Genomic DNA, 15,298 nt, shown 5'->3' with positions numbered 1-15,298 from the left:
CCCCCTCAGACCGGGAGCTTGAATCACACCGTCACAGCGGGAGCGAGCAGATCAATGGGTCCTGAACCTACAGTCGTCCACGCTCCCACCCCTCGGCTGCTGCGTCATTGTTGGGGCTCCAATCTGCTACCAATCGGAATCAATCATGGCGAAAATGGACCATTTTTCCGCGCTCCGGCCTGCCGGCGCGTCAACGGCCCCGCAGGACCCATCGGTCATGTCCAGGTCGGAAGAGCGCGTCCCCGGCATCCGGGATCTGTCGTCCGGCCGAGAAGTCTCCGATGACGTGACCACTCCCCCTTGTGGATCGTCGCTGACCCACCTCGGCGCGCCAATGCCGTCGGGGGGCGGTCACAAGATCAGAACCGTCCTGAACAGGACACCCGTTCGAGAATTGCGACACGGAAATGCGAGATCAAAGAAAGCGGCTCTCTTGTGTGCAAACGTCCGTTCCGGCGGGCCGCCAGAAACCGGCTTGCATACATCGATGTACAGCGCTGTCGCTCGGAGGACCAAAGCTCAGGAAACATTGTCCCTGAATGGTACCGACACCCCGGCTCGAACGGGGGACCCCCAGATCCACAATCTGGTGCTCTAACCAACTGAGCTATGTCGGCACTGACCCGGGACCTAACGCCACCTTTGGGCGAATGCAAGACCCTTGCCGCCCCCTGCCCCCCGCGCTAACCCCAGGGCAGCGCAGCCGAAGGAGGGACCCATGGGGATCGACAAGGAAAGCGAGGTCGCCGCCAACCTCCAGATCGGGCCCACGTCGATGGGCATGGTCCGCATCTACGTCGAGGCCGAGGGCGGGATCGAACTGCCGCTCGACTTCGACCCCGAAGAGGCCGAGGAGATCGCCGAGGAGATCCGCGCGGCCGCCGAGATGGCGCGCTCCATGGGCAAGAAGCGCCGCTAGCCCAGTCCCATCCCGGGGTCGCGCGCGCCGTGCCAGCGCAGCGCCGCATGCCGCGCGAAGCGGTGCGTCAGGTGCTTGCGGCGTGCCCCTGCCAGCTTTGTCTCGGGCGCCATCCGCACGATCTCGGCATCGTAATGGTCCGCGATGATCAGTCCCATGCCCTCGGGCAGCAGCTCCACCGGGAACTCCGCGTCCACCGCCCAGAAGAAGCGGTCGCAGAACTCTAGGTAGCCCTGCCACTTGTGGTCCGACTGGAAGTCCGCGCGCGAGGACTTGCACTCCACGACCCACAGCTCCCCCTTCGGCCCCAGCGCCATCACGTCCACCCGCAGCCCCGGAGCGGGGGTCATCTCCTCGACCGTGACGAAGTCGTGGCTCAGCAGGTGCCGGCACACCCCGCGCGCCAGAAGCTGCCCCGGGCGGGGCGCGGGGGCGGGTAGGTCGAGCGCGGGCTGGGGAAGCGGCATCCCCCGAATCTCGCCGCTCCGATTCACGGGGTCAAGCGCGCGCCGCTCACGGTTGCGTCCCTCTTTCCGCCAGTCTAGCAACGGGCGCGGAGGGCCCATCCCATGTTCACCGGCATCGTCACCGACCAGGGCGAGATCCTCGCCACCGAAGCCCAAGGCGACCTGCGCGCCCGCATCGCGACCCGTTACGACGTGGACCGCATCGACATCGGCGCCTCGATCGCCTGCGACGGCGTCTGCCTCACGGTCGTCGCCAAGGGCCACGAGCCGCGCCCCTGGTTCGAGGTGCAGGTCTCGGCCGAATCCGTGGGCAAGACCAATCTCGGCACCTGGGAGCCCGGCAAGCGCATCAACCTCGAACGCGCGCTGAAGGTGGGAGACGAGTTGGGAGGCCACATCGTCTCGGGCCATGTGGACGGCGTGGCGCGGATCGTCTCGCTCCGCGGCGAGGGCGACTCGACCCGCGTCCGCCTGCGGGCGCCCGATCAGCTCGCGAAGTTCATCGCCCCCAAGGGCTCGGTCGCGCTCGACGGCATCTCGCTCACCGTCAACGAGGTCGAGGGCGCCGAGTTCGGCGTGAACCTGATCCCCCACACCAAGGAGGTGACGACCTGGGGGAGCCTTCAGGAAGGCCAGCCCGTGAACCTCGAGGTGGACACCATGGCCCGCTACGTGGCGCGGCTGCGGGAATGGGGCTGACGCCCGGCCCCGGCCACAACGGCGGACCCTCGCTCGACGAGGGCACCGCCTGGCGCCGTCACTGCTGGACGCGCGCCCGCACGGATCTCCTGCCCACCCTTCCGGTCGAGGTCGTGCGCCTGCGTGTGGCCCGAGCCCGCGAGCTGGGCCTTCCATACCGCACCTATGCGGGCTTGCGCGCCAGCACCGGGCGCGACCTGATCGGCTTCCTGTTCTCCTCGAACGCGCTGCGCCTCCTGCGCGCGACCGATCCCCTGCCCGAGGACCGCCACGCGCGCCTTATGGCTCTGGTCGCCTGCGACCGCGTGGGCCTGGCCCAGCCGCCGCTCGCCCCTTCGGCCCTCCTGGCCCGCGCGCCACTCGACGCCGCCCAGGCCGCGCCGCCCGCGCTCGCCTCCTGGCCCGCCCTGCGCAACGACCTCAAGGCCCTCCTTCGCACCCGGCGCCTGCCCGGCGACGCGGTCCTCCTCGTGGCCGACACCGCGCTCGAACGGGACTGGGTCGCGGCCGGGGGCCTTGCCGGAGTCCTCGCCGGCGACGCCTACTTCGCCCCGCAGCCCTGACGCCCTGCCCGATCACCCCCGCGCGATCGCCACAAAACGGCCGCAATGACCTCGTCTGAGCCGCCCTCAATTCGCGCTCGCCTTCCGGCGACCCGCGGCGTTCCGGCAACGCGAAAGGACGGCCCATGGCGACCCGACTCGGCCCGCATCCCCCCAAGAAGGGCTGGGCCCTGCGCTGGACCCGACAGGCCGCGTCGCTGCTGCTGGCAACGCCGATGGCTTTCCTCGCGCTCGCGACCGCCATCCTGACCTTGGGCGCGCTGGGCGAGGCCGCGCGCCACCTTCTTTGGGGACCGGGCGAGATCGCCGCCGCGGGCGTCCTCACCGCGCTGGCCATCCTTCCGGCCGTCACGGTGTCGAACCTCATCCTCATGGCCGACGGGCGGGGCCGGCGCAGCCTGACCGAGATCTGGGACATCGCGCGTCCGCTCCTCCTGCCCGCCTTGGCGCTGGCCGGGGCTCAGGCGCTGATGAACGCCCTCCTGCCCGGCGGTCCGGCCCCTGTCGACGCCAACCTGCCGGAAACCTGGCGGGTCGCCCAGACCGGCCTTGCTCTTTACGCCGAGGCAGCGGCGCTCCTCGCCGTTCTGAACGTCTTCTGGCTGGGCTCGGCCGCTGCCTTGGGCCTGCGCCCGGCCGAGGCCTGGACGCTGCAGGAGCTTCTGTCGCGCCGCGAGGCCAGCCTCTTCCTCACCCTCCTCCTGATGACGCTGGCGCTGGGCAAGGTCCTGGCGGTCCTCCACCCTCTCCTGGGGCTCGTCCTGCTCCTGGCCTATCAGACCTGGAACTACGTCGCCGGACGCGAGGTGCTGGGCGGCCTCGATGGCAACGGCACGCCCGAGACGTCGCCAGCCGCGCGGGCGCAGGCTGCCTGAGGCCCCGGCCGAGCGCGCCCTGCGGCCCCCGGCCGTCTGCGAGACGGTGAGTCTGGCGAGCGTCCCGGCCCGATCTGCCGTCAAGCGGCCCCGGACCACGGGGCGAGGTCCATCCTGCGCGCCCGCCGCCTGCCCGCAACCGGCCGACCGCTCCCATCGTTCCGCGCCACCCAAGGGGCCGCCGGCTCTCTCAAGTTCGAGGTCCGAGCTGCGGGTTGAGAGATCATCCCGCGCGAAGTAAGCCGATCCGGGGATGCGCCGGATGTCGTCCGCCGACCTCCCGGGCAACGGCCGGAGATCCCGATGCGCTATCAGTCCCTCGACGGCCTGCGTGGCCTGTTCCTGATCCTGATGATGGAGGCGCACGTCAACGCCGTCCTGCGCTCGGGCCTCGGCCGGCTCGACCATCACGACGTGAGCTGGGCGGACGCGGCGCACGGCTTCGTGCTGCTCTCGGGTCTGGTCGCCGGCCTCGTCTACACGCGCATCCTGGCCCGCGATGGCGCCTCCCGCATGACCCGGTCGATGCTGGACCGCGTGCGCACCGTCTACGCCTACCATGCGGCGACGGTCCTCGCGCTGCTCGCGCTCGCGCTGGCCGCGCTTGCCTTGGGACGGTCGGTGCCGCTCCTTGCGCCCGTCATGGAGCATCCCGCGATGATGACGGCGCTGGCGCTGGGCCTGGTGGCCGACCTCGACTTTCTCGATATCCTGCCGATGTACGTGGTCTTCATGGCGGTCTCGCCCGGACTGCTGCGGTGGATGTGGCGGGGGCGCCTCTTCCCGATCCTGGCGGCCAGCGGCGCCCTCTGGCTCATGGCGCAGGGCGGCCTCGGCGGCTGGTTCATGAGCCGGATCGAGGCGTGGCTGCCGCGCAACCTTTCCGATCTGCCGATCGGGATCTTCTTCGACCTGATGGGCTGGCAGCTTGTCTTCGTGGTCGGGATGGCCCTGGGACATCTGGTCGCCACGGGGCGCAATCCCGCCCCGACGCTCCTGCGACCGGACCGGCAGGGCCCGGTCTGGGCGGCCCTGGGCGTGATCGTGGCCCTGGCGGTGCTACGCCTCCTCGTCAAGCCGACCTCCTTCGGCCCGCTTCCGCCGCTTCTCGACGACAAGGCGCGCAACAGCGTCATCTACCTTCTTTCCCTCGTCGCGAACGGCTATGTCGTCGCGTGGCTGCTGGTTGCCGCCCAGGCCGCCTCGACCCCATGGCTCAGGGCCGCGGGCCGGGGACTGACCGGCATCGCGACCTGGAGGCCGCTCGTCTTCCTCGGCCAGCATTCGCTCCAGGCCTTTGCGGCCCATGTCGTGTACGTCTACGCGCTGGCGCTGGCGATCGGACCCACGCCGCTCGACCAGGGTCCGGCCGCGGTCCTCTTCCTGACCAGTCCGGCCCCGCTGTTCCTCGCGGCCTGGCTCCACAGCGCCGCCCGGCATCGCCGCCTGGGCGCCGCCTGAACCGGCGGGAGCATGGCCCCTCGCCCGCACATCCTGCGCCCTTTCCATCGCGCGCCGCCTCGGCTATCTGCCGCCCGACAGGGAGCGCACGCCATGACCATCGCCTTCGAACAGCCCGGACCCGTGGAACGCGACTGGTCCGACGCGATCTCGCCCATCGAGGACATCATCGAGGACGCGCGCAACGGCCGCATGTTCATCCTGGTGGACCACGAGGACCGCGAGAACGAGGGCGACCTCGTCATCCCCGCCCAGATGGCGACCCCCGAAAAGATCAACTTCATGGTGACGCACGGGCGCGGCCTCGTCTGCCTCACGCTGACCGGCACCCGCGTGGACCAGCTCGGCCTGCCGCTGATGGCCTCGCAGAACCATTCCCGTCACGAGACCGCCTTCACCGTCTCCATCGAGGCGCGCGAGGGTATCTCGACCGGCATCTCGGCCCATGACCGCGCCCGCACCGTGGCCGTGGCCATCGACGCCAGCCGTGGCCCGCAGGACATCGCCACCCCCGGCCACATCTTCCCGCTACGCGCCCGCGACGGCGGCGTGCTCGTGCGCGCCGGCCACACCGAAGCCGCGACCGACATCGCCCGCCTCGCCGGCCTCAACCCCTCGGGCGTGATCTGCGAGATCATGAGCGAGGACGGCTCGATGGCGCGCCTGCCCGAGCTGGTGGCCTTCGCACAGAAACACGGCCTCAAGATCGGCACGATCAGCGACCTGATCGCCTACCGCCGCCGCCACGACAACCTCGTGCGCCTTCAGAGCGAGCAGACCGTCGCCTCCGAATTCGGCGGCGACTGGGCCCTGCGGGTCTTCAGCGACGAGACGCAGGGGGCCGAGCACATCGCCCTCGTCAAGGGCGACCTCGGGGGCGACGCACCCGTGCTGGTGCGGATGCACGCCTTCGACCCGCTCCTCGACCTCGCGGGCGCGGGCCCCATGGGCCGGTCGGACGAGTTCCGCGACGCCATGCGCCTCATCGCCGCCGAAGGGCGTGGCGTCGTGGTGCTGCTGCGCGACCTGCACATGAAGCTCAGCTCCGGCCCCGAGGCCTCGCCCCAGACGCTGCGCCAGTACGGCGTCGGCGCCCAGATCCTGTCGGCGCTGGGCCTGTCGCGCATCGTGCTCCTGTCCAACAACCCCAAGCCGCGCGTCGTGGGCCTCGAAGCCTACGGCCTCGACATCGTCGGCACCCGCAAGCTCACGGAGGGCTGAATGGCCGGATCGCAGACCCAAGCCCTCGAACGGGGCCGCTTCGACGACAAGCCCGCCAAGGTGCTGATCGTCGTCTCCCCCTACTACCGCGACATCTCCGCCGCCCTCCTTCAGGGCGCGCGGACCGAGATCGAGGCCTGGGGCGCCACCCACGAGACGGTCGAGGTGCCCGGCGCGCTCGAGATCCCGGCCGCCGTTGCCATGGGCGCGCGCCTGGGCGACTTCCACGCCTTCGTGGCGCTGGGCTGCGTCATCCGGGGCGAAACCCCGCATTTCGAGATCGTCATCAACGAATCCGCCCATGGCCTCACGCTGCTGGGGCTCCAGGGCCACTGCATCGGCAACGGCATCCTGACCGTCGAGACCGAGGAACAGGCGGTCGTTCGCGCCGACCCCACGGGCGAGGACAAGGGCGGCGGCGCGGCCGCGGCGGCGCTGCACCTCGTCCAGCTTTCGCGCCGCTTCGCCCGCCCGGAAAAGGGGCTGGGCTTCCTGCGCGAGCGACTCGGAGCCGGCGAATGACCCCCGAGGACAAGCGCCGGATGCGCTCGGCCGCGCGGCTCTACGCCGTGCAGGCGCTCTTTCAGATGGAAGCCTCGGGCTCCAGCGTCGACCGCGTGACGCGCGAGTTCGAGACGCACCGCTTCGGCGAGACGTTGGACGACCTCGAGATGGCCGAGGGCCATGTGGACCTGTTCCGCAAGATCACCGCGCAGGCGGTGAACCACCAGGCGCGCATCGACCAGATGACCGACCGGGCGCTGGTGGCCAAGTGGCCCATCGACCGCATCGACCCGACGCTGCGCGCGCTGTTCCGCGCCGCCGGAGCCGAGCTGGTCGCGGCCGACACGCCGCCCCGCGTGGTCATCACCGAATACGTGGACGTGGCCGACGCCTTCTACCCCGGCGGGCGCGAGAAGAGCTTTGTCAACGCCGTGCTCGACCACATGGCGCGCGAGGCGCGGCCCGAGGCCTTCCCGGCCTCCGCCGGTTAAGGACTCCTCGACCCCCATCCTGCGACGCGTCCCGCGGCAGAGCTGGAGGAGCCGGAAGCTGGCGGTCGCGGAACCGACACCGGAAGACCGTCGCATCCGTGCCGACGCCTCGGCGCATCGCCGGTGAGGCCCCCTCGGGGGCAGTCATCGCATGGGGGAGGTGCGGTGGCGGGAACCGCGGCAACCGTGTGGGTGACGTTTCCCGAGGACCTGTGCATACAGGTGGGTACCAGATAACCAGGCCTGGACCTGATCAGAGCCAGCTCCCTCGGAGTCGTTATAGGCCACTGGAATCGAACCCGTTCACGAGAGGGGCAGAAACCCGCCGGAGACGAAGGTAGGATGCGCGCCCCGCCCCTGCAAGGCCCGCCCCTGCCATCCTGCCCCCACGACAGGCCCCGCCTGACTGTTTCCATATCCTCAACGGTCGAACATCCGGCGCGGCGGGCCAGCAGACTCAACCCACGGAAAAGCTGAAGTAAACCCGACCCCCTGATGGCTTTCCCCTCAGTGACGGATTGTCCACGAAGCGCCTTGACCCCGATCAAGTCCCGACGCGTCCCAAGCCCCTATCACGGCAGGCAACGCAGCTCGCGCCCCGCGAAAGGACAGACCCCCATGCTCAAGACCCCGCTCGCCGCCGCCCTCCTTCTCGGCCTCGCCTCGGCGGCCCAAGCCGACACCCACCAGATCTCCATGCTCGACATGGGCGAGACCGGCCACATGGTCTTCGAGCCCGCCTATCTCCACGTCCAGCCCGGCGACACCGTGGTCTTCGTCCCCACCGACCCCGGCCACAACGTCGCCTCGCTCGAAGGCCTGATCCCCGAGAACGCCGACCTCATCGAAAGCGCCATCATGGGCGAGCCGATGCCCGTGACCTTCACCGAGGAAGGGATCTACGCGCTCGAATGCACGCCGCACTTCGGCATGGGCATGGTGGCGGTGATCCAGGTGGGCGACTCCAAGGACAACCTCGAAACCGTCGCCGACGGCATCAGGAAAATGCGCGGCCTCCCCAAGCAGCGCTTCACCGCGCTCCTCGAACAGGTCGAGTGATCCTTTGCGGGCGCGGGCTCAGTCCCGCGCCCAGCGCCCCGCGACGTCGCCGCCCACGGTGTGCAGCCCGCGCAGCCGCAGCCGCGGCGCCTGGTGCAGCCGCTCCAGCGCCAGCGGCCCCAGCATCGGGCGCCCCTCGGCCCCCAGCGCCAGCCCCGCCTGGAACAGCCACAGCTCGTCCACGAGGTCCGCGCGCAGCAGGCTCGACGCGAGCCGGCCGCCCCCCTCGCAGAAGACCCGCGTGATCCCCTGCGCCGCCAGCGCCGCCAGCGCCGCGCGCGGATCGACCCCGCCTTCGCTTTCCGCCACCGGCAGGCCCACCGCTCCCCGCGCCGTCCAGGGCGCCGCGTCCGCCCGTTCGCCGTGCAGCAGCCACAGAGGCACCTCCCGCGCCGTCCGCACGAGCTGCCCGTCCATCGGCAGCCCCATGTCGCGGCTCACCACCACCCGCACGGGCTGGGGCCGCGCGCCCATCCCGCGCACCGTCAGCAGCGGGTCATCGTCCCGCGCCGTGCCGCCGCCCACCATCACCGCGTCATGTCGGGCCCGCAGCGCATGGACCATCGCCCGCGCCGCCGGCCCCGTGATCCACTGGCTTTCCCCCGCCGCCGTGGCGATGCGCCCGTCGAGGCTCGCCGCCAGCTTCAGCGTGACCCAGGGCAACCCTTCCGTCACCCGCCGCAGGAAGCCCGCGTGATCCGCCCGCGCCTCGGCCTCGCGCACCCCTTCGACCACCTCAGTCCCGGCGGCCCGCAGCCGCGCGATCCCGCGCCCCGCCACGCGCGGATCGGGATCGCCGGTCGCCACCACCACCCGCGCCACGCCCGCCGCGACCAGCGCCTCGGCGCAGGGTGGCGTCTTCCCATGATGGGCGCAGGGCTCCAGCGTGACATAGGCGGTCGCCCCCCGCGCATCCCCCGCCTGCGCCAGCGCCCGCGTCTCGGCATGGGGCCGCCCGCCATCGGCGGTCCAGCCCCGCCCCAGCACGCGGCCGTCCCGCACGATCACGCAACCCACCGCCGGGTTGGGCCAGACCCGCCCCATCCCGCGCCGCCCCAGCGCGAGCGCGAGGTCCATCCAGCGCCCGTCCTCCTCGCTCACGGCTCGGACGTCTCCGGCGGGCGCAGCTCGGCCATGAAGCGATCAAAATCGCCCACCGCCTGGAAGTTCATGTAGACGGAAGCGAAGCGCACATAGGCCACCGTGTCGATCCGGGCGAGCGCCTCCATCACGATCTCCCCGATCTGGCGCGAGGAGATGTCCGTCTCGCCCAGGCTCTCCAGCCGGCGCACGATGCCCGACACCATCTGGTCGATGCGCTCGGGGTCGATGGGCCGCTTCTGCATGGCGATGCGGATCGACCGCTCCAGCTTGCCGCGGTCGAAGTCCTCCCGCCGCCCATTCGCCTTGAGCACCACGAGATCCCGCAGTTGCACCCGCTCGTAGGTGGTGAACCGCCCCCCGCAGGCCGGGCAGAAGCGCCGGCGCCGGATGGCCACGTGATCCTCGGCCGGGCGCGAGTCCTTGACCTGGGTGTCGATATGTCCGCAGAACGGGCAGCGCATGGGGTCAAGGCCCTCCTTTCGTGCGGCGCATCCTAGGTAGGGCCGCAGGGATTGGGTAGACTCGATCTGCCACCACCAGAGGCGGGACTCGCGCAATGACCACGCCCCTCGCCCGCCTCAAGGACTGGGCCCGGCGCATCCGGCGGGACGTGCTCGCGCTCTGGATCGCCGCCCGCGACCCGCGCACGCCCCTCACGGCCAAGATCCTCTGCGGCGCCATCGCCGCCTATGCGCTCTCGCCCATCGACCTCATCCCCGACGTGATCCCGGTCCTGGGGCTGCTGGACGAGGCGATCCTGCTGCCCCTCCTCATCCTTCTCGCCGCCCGCCTGATCCCCGCGCCGCTCATGTCCGAGTTCCGCGCCGAGGCCGCCCGCCGCGACGAGCGCCCCGCCAGCCGCGCTGGCGCGGCCGTCATCGTCGCGATCTGGCTCCTCGCCCTCGCGCTGATCGCCTGGTGGGCGATCCCCGCGTTCTAGGGCAGCTACTCCGCCGGCCGCACGCCCGGCGCGGGCTGGGGATCGGGCTCGGGCAGGCCCAGGATGCGCGGCGCCTCGGTCTCCTCGTCATCGGGCTCGGCCTCGAAGGCCACGGTGATCGCCTTGCCCGTCTTGGCCCCCAGCTTCCTCAGCTTGTCCACCTGCCCCATCAGGTTGCCCGACCCGCGGTTGAGCTGCCCCCAGGCCCTTTCGTGGGCCGCGCTCGCCTGGCCCAGGGCCTTGCCCACCGCCTCGAAGCTGTCCACGAAGCCCAGGAGCTTGTCATGCAGGCGGCCCGCCCGGTCGGCGATGGCCTCGGCGTTGCGGTTGCGGTTGTCGATGTCCCACAGGTGCCGCACGGTCCGCAGCGCCATCAGCAGCGTCGTCGGATAGGCGATGCCGATGCGCCGCTCCATGGCATAGGCCGCGATGTCGGCCTCGTGCGCCCAGGCGGCGCTGACCGCGCCCTCGATGGGCATGAACAGCAGCACCCATTCGACCGCCCCCTCGTCAAGCCGCTGGTACTCCTTCGAGGCCAGCTCATCGATGCGGGCCTTCACGGCCTTGACGTGGTCGCGCAGGTGCCGCGCGCGCTCGGCCTCGTCCTCGGCCCCGATGGCGGCGGCATAGGCGGCCAGCGACACCTTGCTGTCGATGATGAGGCTGCGCCCGCCGGGCATCTTCAGGATCACGTCGGGCCGCAGGCGGTTGCCGCTCTCGCCCGTGCGCGTCTCCTGCGTCGAGTAGTGGACCCCCTTCACGTAGCCCATGTGGTCCAGGTACTGCTCCAGCTGCGCCTCGCCCCAGGCCCCCTGCCGCTGCTTCTCGCCCTTGAGCGCGCGGGTCAGGTTCACCGCCTCCTTCGACACCATCTCCGTGCGCGTGGTCAGCTCGCGGATTTGGTCCACCAGCACGGCCCGGTCGCGCCCGGCGGACTGGTGCACCTCGCGCAGCTCGGTCTCGAAGGTCCGGACTTGCTCGCGGAACGGGTTGAGCAGCGCCTCCAGCCGCTGCTGGTGCGCCTCCGAGAACTGCGAGCCCGTTTCCTGCAGCATCCGCGCGGACAGGGCCTGGAACTCGTCGGACATCTCCTTGCGGATCTCGCGAAGCCGCTCGACCTCACGCTGGGCGGCCGCCGTCTCGGCCTCCAGCCGCTCCTTCAGCCCGCGATGCTCGACGCTCAGCCCCGCGTGGCGGTCCTCCGCGTCACGCAGCGCCCCCGTCAGCCGGTCGATGTCGGCCCGCAGTTCCCCGGCCGCCTTCTCCGCGTCCACCCGCAGCCGGCGCTCCAGCGCTTCCAGCCGCGCCACCGCCTCGGTCGCCGTCGCGCAACGCGCCTCGGCCTCGGCGCAGCGCCGCTCGGCCTCGCCGTGCTTCTGCCGGACGTCCTCGACCTGCCGGGCGATCTGCGCGATCTGCCGGTCCCGATCCTCCACCGCCTTGGCCTGCTCCTCGGCCCGCGCCCGGATCGCCTGCGCCTCGCCCCGCGCCGCCTCGACGCCGCGCAGCGCCTCCAGCCCTTCGCGCCGCAGCGCCGCGCATTCCACCTTGGCCGAGCGTGCCGCGACCAGCGCCGCCACCGCCGTCGCCAGGAGCGCGCCGCAAAGCGCGAGAAGTAGGGTCTGAAGGTCCAAGGCGCACTCCCGAAGCCGTGATGCGCCAGTCGTCCCGCGCCGCCCGCGCCCGGTCAAGCGCCCGCTGCGGTTGCGCCTCCGATCCCGCGCGGTCGAGTCCCCGCCGCCACCGCTGCACCCAGCCGGCAGCCCCAAAGGGCGGCCACGCTCCCCATGGGACCGGCTTCGCCCCGCCCCCCCTTGCGGGTGTTGCGCGCACCGGGGGAGGACCGTTCGGTGCTGTAGGAAAGCGTTAATCCCTCCCTGCGAGAGTGGACTTCACATGACGGGGCCGCTTGCGGGACATCGCTCTCCCGCTCTCGGAGGGTGCCCCCGTTTATCGCTCTTTTCTGGGACGGCCCAAACGCGCCCCCGTCCCGACTGGGACACAACCGCCCAGCCGCCGCGCGTCGTGGACGCGCCCCCTGCCCGCCCGGAGTGGCGTCCCGCGGGCAGCCTCCGGGCGCGACGGCAAGGCATCCCATGCCCTCCGTGACGGCCCGGCCCCTGCGCCTCAGTCCGCGATCCGCACCGCGAGGTCCTGCCCCCGCAGGTAATCGAGCACGGCGTACAGCATGACCGAGATCCCGAACATTTCGAGGGCCTCCTCGATCGTCGCGACGGCCAGGTAGGCGGGATTGCTGAAGTGTTCGTCGGCCGTCAGACCGCCCAGCCCTTCCATGACCAGGCCGCCAACGACGTAGATGACGGCGGCCGTGACGAACAGCTTGCGCGTCCGCGACGGAAGCCGAAGGAACCACGGCAGAAACGCGACCGCCACCGCGGCCACGATCAGGACCCCCGGAATGATCCAGTTGAAGCCCTCGGTCGCGTCGCTGACCTGGATGCCGGCGGAATGCTTGGACCAGAAGCCGTGCATGTCCGTCTCCTCATCCACCGAAAGATAGACGAACAGAAGCGACAGGAGCCTCCACCCCCAACGTCCGGTTGGCGCGAAGGCCCCGGCCACCACAAGGGCAAGCGCCACCGCCGCCAGTTGGACCGTCGAGAACCACGTGGGGACGCTCAGCTCCGACCCCAGGTCGAACAGGTATCCATAGGTCATGTCGAAGCTGCGGGACGGTCCGCAAATGTCCTCGTACCAGCACAGGTGGATCTTGACGTGCATGCCGACCAGAACCGCGATGACGGCCGTCAGTATGCCAAGGACGAGACGGGGGGTGATGACCAGCCCGGTTTCCGGAAGGGATCGTTCGATGGCCACCATGTGTGAAGCTTCCGTAAAACGAATGTTACGAAAGCTTCACACGACTGTCACAAGATTGGAAACGATAAATGCCGGGCCCCGGATCACTGATCCAGGAAGCTCCGCAGCTTCCGCGACCGGCTCGGGTGCTTCAGCTTCCGAAGCGCCTTGGCCTCGATCTGGCGGATGCGTTCCCGAGTCACGTTGAACTGCTGGCCCACTTCCTCCAGCGTGTGGTCCGTGTTCATCCCGATGCCAAAGCGCATCCGCAGCACCCGCTCCTCGCGCGGGGTCAGGGACGCCAGCACCCGCGTCGTCGTCTCCTTCAGGTTCTCCTGAATGGCCGAGTCGAGCGGCAGGATCGCGTTCTTGTCCTCGATGAAGTCCCCAAGCTGCGAATCCTCCTCGTCCCCGATGGGGGTTTCGAGGGAGATCGGCTCCTTGGCGATCTTCATCACCTTGCGAACCTTCTCGAGCGGCATCTGCAACTTGTCGGCCAGCTCCTCGGGCGTGGGCTCGCGCCCGATCTCGTGGAGCATCTGCCGGCCCGTGCGGACGAGCTTGTTGATGGTCTCGATCATGTGGACCGGGATGCGGATCGTGCGGGCCTGGTCCGCGATGGACCGCGTGATGGCCTGACGGATCCACCAGGTCGCATAGGTCGAGAACTTGTAGCCCCGCCGGTACTCGAACTTGTCCACGGCCTTCATCAGGCCGATGTTGCCCTCCTGGATGAGGTCCAGGAACTGCAGGCCGCGGTTCGTGTACTTCTTGGCGATGGAGATCACGAGCCGCAGGTTCGCCTCGACCATCTCCTTCTTGGCCTGACGGGCTTCCTTCTCGCCCTTCTGGACCTGCGCCACGATGCGGCGGAACTCGCTGATGTCCACGCCGACGTACTGGCCCACCTGGGCCATCTCGCCGCGCAGATCCTCGATCTTGTCGCGCGACCGCTCCAGCAGCATCTGCCAGCCCCGGCCGGGCTTGGCGCCCATGCGGTCGATCCAGGTCGGGTCCAGCTCGGCGCCGCGATACTCGTCGATGAACTCGCGCCGGTTGATGCGCGCCTGATCAGCCAGCTTCACCATGGCCGAATCGATCGTCATGATCTTGCGGTTCACGCCGTAGATCTGGTCGATCAGCGCCTCGATGCGAGCGTTGTGCAGGTGAAGCGAGTTCACCATGACCACGATCTCCGAGCGGAGCTGCTGATACTCCGCCTCGTCGGCTTTGGAGAAGGACCCGTCCTCGTTCAGCGTGGCCGACATGCGGGCGTCCTGCATGTCCGACAGCATCCCGAAGTCGCGGGCGATGGCCTCCAGCGTCTCCAGCACGCGCGGCTTGAGCGTCGCCTCCATCGCGGCGAGCGACATGTTCGACTGGTCGTCGTCCTCGTCCTCGTCGTCGCGCAGGATCGGGTTGCCGTCCGCGTCGAACTCGGGCCCCGCCGCACCGCCGGCACGCGGCCCCGGGGCCACCTCGCCCGCTTCGGCCAGAGGCTCGATTCCCTCGTCCTCGCCCAGCTGGTTGCCGAAGGTGGCCTCCAGGTCGATGACGTCGCGCAGCAGGATCTCCTCGTTCAGGAGCTCGTCGCGCCAGATCGTGATGGCCTGGAAAGTCAGCGGGCTCTCGCAGAGGCCCGCGATCATGGTGTTGCGGCCGGCCTCGATGCGCTTGGCGATGGCGATCTCGCCCTCGCGCGACAAGAGCTCCACCGAGCCCATCTCGCGCAGGTACATGCGCACGGGGTCGTCCGTGCGGTCGAGCTTCTCGGTCTCGCCCCCGGCCAGCGCCACGTCGCGCCCGCCGCCGCCCACCACCGCCAGCTCGCGCGAGCCCTGGGCCTCGTCCTCGGCCTCCTCGGGCTCGTCGTTCTCGGTGACCTGGATGCCCATTTCGGACAGCATGGCCATCACGTCCTCGATCTGGTCCGAGGAGACCTGGTCGGGCGGCAGGACCGCGTTGAGCTGGTCGTAGGTGATGTAGCCGCGCTCGCGCGCCTCCGCGATCATCTTCTTGACCGCGGCCTGGCTCATGTCGAGCGAGATGTCCCCGTCCTCGGCGTCGTCCTTGATCTGGTCGTCAGTGTCCTTGGCCATGGGGGGCTCCCTGAGGTCGAGGTGATTCGGCTGATTCGGTCGATTCGGGCATCTGACGAATCAACTGCGGTCCTGG

Annotated in this window: 16 protein-coding genes, 1 tRNA gene and 1 other RNA gene; 10 read left to right on the top strand and 8 right to left on the bottom strand. The window is 70.2% G+C overall.

Going from position 1 to position 15,298, the window contains the following annotated elements:
- Positions 1-540 precede the first annotated feature (540 nt).
- Positions 541-617 (bottom strand) — tRNA-His (locus FHG71_RS11460).
- Positions 618-718: 101 nt separating this feature from the next.
- Between FHG71_RS11460 and FHG71_RS11455 the strand changes: the two genes are divergently transcribed.
- A complete protein-coding gene (locus FHG71_RS11455) occupies positions 719-919 on the top strand; it encodes a DUF6324 family protein (RefSeq protein ID WP_139081810.1) in 201 nt (66 codons plus the stop codon).
- Here FHG71_RS11455 and FHG71_RS11450 read toward each other — a convergent pair.
- The gene (locus FHG71_RS11450) at positions 916-1,386 is read right to left on the bottom strand and encodes an MmcB family DNA repair protein (RefSeq protein ID WP_139081809.1); all 471 of its coding nucleotides are present in this window, start codon (positions 1,384-1,386) and stop codon (positions 916-918) included. The two genes, FHG71_RS11455 and FHG71_RS11450, sit on opposite strands and share 4 nt — an antisense overlap.
- Positions 1,387-1,488: 102 nt before the next feature.
- On the opposite strand from FHG71_RS11450, the gene FHG71_RS11445 reads away from it, so the two are divergent.
- The 7 genes from FHG71_RS11445 to nusB all read left to right on the top strand — a co-directional run bounded on the left by FHG71_RS11445 (position 1,489) and on the right by nusB (position 7,200).
- Entirely contained in the window at positions 1,489-2,085 is a 597-nt protein-coding gene (locus FHG71_RS11445) for a riboflavin synthase (RefSeq protein ID WP_139081808.1), read from the top strand.
- Positions 2,076-2,648 (top strand): hypothetical protein, encoded by a 573-nt coding sequence (locus FHG71_RS11440; protein ID WP_425467350.1) that lies wholly within the window; start codon positions 2,076-2,078, stop codon positions 2,646-2,648. The genes FHG71_RS11445 and FHG71_RS11440 overlap by 10 nt, the downstream gene beginning before the upstream one ends.
- A 125-nt stretch (positions 2,649-2,773) precedes the next feature.
- The gene (locus FHG71_RS11435) at positions 2,774-3,523 is read left to right on the top strand and encodes a hypothetical protein (protein WP_139081807.1); all 750 of its coding nucleotides are present in this window, start codon (positions 2,774-2,776) and stop codon (positions 3,521-3,523) included.
- 303 nt (positions 3,524-3,826) lie between these two features.
- Positions 3,827-4,984: an OpgC domain-containing protein gene (opgC, locus tag FHG71_RS11430; RefSeq protein ID WP_139081806.1), complete on the top strand. Its 1,158-nt coding sequence runs from the start codon at positions 3,827-3,829 to the stop codon at positions 4,982-4,984.
- A gap of 93 nt (positions 4,985-5,077) precedes the next feature.
- Entirely contained in the window at positions 5,078-6,205 is a 1,128-nt protein-coding gene (gene ribB / locus FHG71_RS11425; protein WP_139081805.1) for a 3,4-dihydroxy-2-butanone-4-phosphate synthase, read from the top strand.
- Positions 6,206-6,727: a 6,7-dimethyl-8-ribityllumazine synthase gene (locus tag FHG71_RS11420; RefSeq protein ID WP_139081804.1), complete on the top strand. Its 522-nt coding sequence runs from the start codon at positions 6,206-6,208 to the stop codon at positions 6,725-6,727.
- Positions 6,724-7,200, top strand: coding sequence for a transcription antitermination factor NusB (gene nusB, locus FHG71_RS11415; RefSeq protein WP_139081803.1), 477 nt, complete (start codon positions 6,724-6,726; stop codon positions 7,198-7,200). Before FHG71_RS11420 ends, nusB begins: the two co-directional genes overlap by 4 nt.
- 168 nt (positions 7,201-7,368) lie before the next feature.
- Here nusB and ssrS read toward each other — a convergent pair.
- A non-coding RNA gene (ssrS, locus tag FHG71_RS11410) (6S RNA) lies at positions 7,369-7,524 on the bottom strand.
- A 294-nt stretch (positions 7,525-7,818) separates the two neighbouring features.
- Between ssrS and FHG71_RS11405 the strand changes: the two genes are divergently transcribed.
- The gene (locus FHG71_RS11405; protein ID WP_139081802.1) at positions 7,819-8,259 is read left to right on the top strand and encodes a pseudoazurin; all 441 of its coding nucleotides are present in this window, start codon (positions 7,819-7,821) and stop codon (positions 8,257-8,259) included.
- 18 nt (positions 8,260-8,277) lie between these two features.
- Here the strand turns inward: FHG71_RS11405 and ribD are convergent, their stop codons facing one another.
- Positions 8,278-9,360, bottom strand: a complete 1,083-nt coding sequence (ribD, locus tag FHG71_RS11400) for a bifunctional diaminohydroxyphosphoribosylaminopyrimidine deaminase/5-amino-6-(5-phosphoribosylamino)uracil reductase RibD (RefSeq protein ID WP_281281963.1) — start codon at positions 9,358-9,360, stop codon at positions 8,278-8,280.
- The gene (gene nrdR / locus FHG71_RS11395) at positions 9,357-9,824 is read right to left on the bottom strand and encodes a transcriptional regulator NrdR (RefSeq protein WP_139081801.1); all 468 of its coding nucleotides are present in this window, start codon (positions 9,822-9,824) and stop codon (positions 9,357-9,359) included. Before nrdR ends, ribD begins: the two co-directional genes overlap by 4 nt.
- Before the next feature lie 95 nt (positions 9,825-9,919).
- Between nrdR and FHG71_RS11390 the strand changes: the two genes are divergently transcribed.
- A complete protein-coding gene (locus tag FHG71_RS11390; protein ID WP_139081800.1) occupies positions 9,920-10,303 on the top strand; it encodes a YkvA family protein in 384 nt (127 codons plus the stop codon).
- Between the two features lie 5 nt (positions 10,304-10,308).
- Here FHG71_RS11390 and FHG71_RS11385 read toward each other — a convergent pair whose 3' ends face one another.
- From FHG71_RS11385 to rpoD, 3 genes are all read right to left on the bottom strand, one after another.
- Positions 10,309-11,937 (bottom strand): DNA recombination protein RmuC, encoded by a 1,629-nt coding sequence (locus FHG71_RS11385; protein WP_139081799.1) that lies wholly within the window; start codon positions 11,935-11,937, stop codon positions 10,309-10,311.
- Between the two features lie 493 nt (positions 11,938-12,430).
- On the bottom strand, positions 12,431-13,144 hold the full coding sequence (locus tag FHG71_RS11380; RefSeq protein ID WP_139081798.1) for a hypothetical protein: 714 nt from the start codon (positions 13,142-13,144) through the stop codon (positions 12,431-12,433).
- Between the two features lie 83 nt (positions 13,145-13,227).
- Complete coding sequence (gene rpoD, locus FHG71_RS11375; protein WP_139081797.1) at positions 13,228-15,222, bottom strand: RNA polymerase sigma factor RpoD; 1,995 nt, start codon at positions 15,220-15,222, stop codon at positions 13,228-13,230.
- Positions 15,223-15,298 lie beyond the last annotated feature (76 nt).

The sequence above is a fragment of the Rubellimicrobium roseum genome (assembly GCF_006152145.1).
In the GTDB taxonomy this organism is placed as follows: Bacteria; Pseudomonadota; Alphaproteobacteria; order Rhodobacterales; family Rhodobacteraceae; genus Rubellimicrobium; species Rubellimicrobium roseum.
The sequence above is the reverse complement of the archived record's forward strand: the minus strand, read 5'-3'. Positions and strand labels throughout refer to the sequence as shown.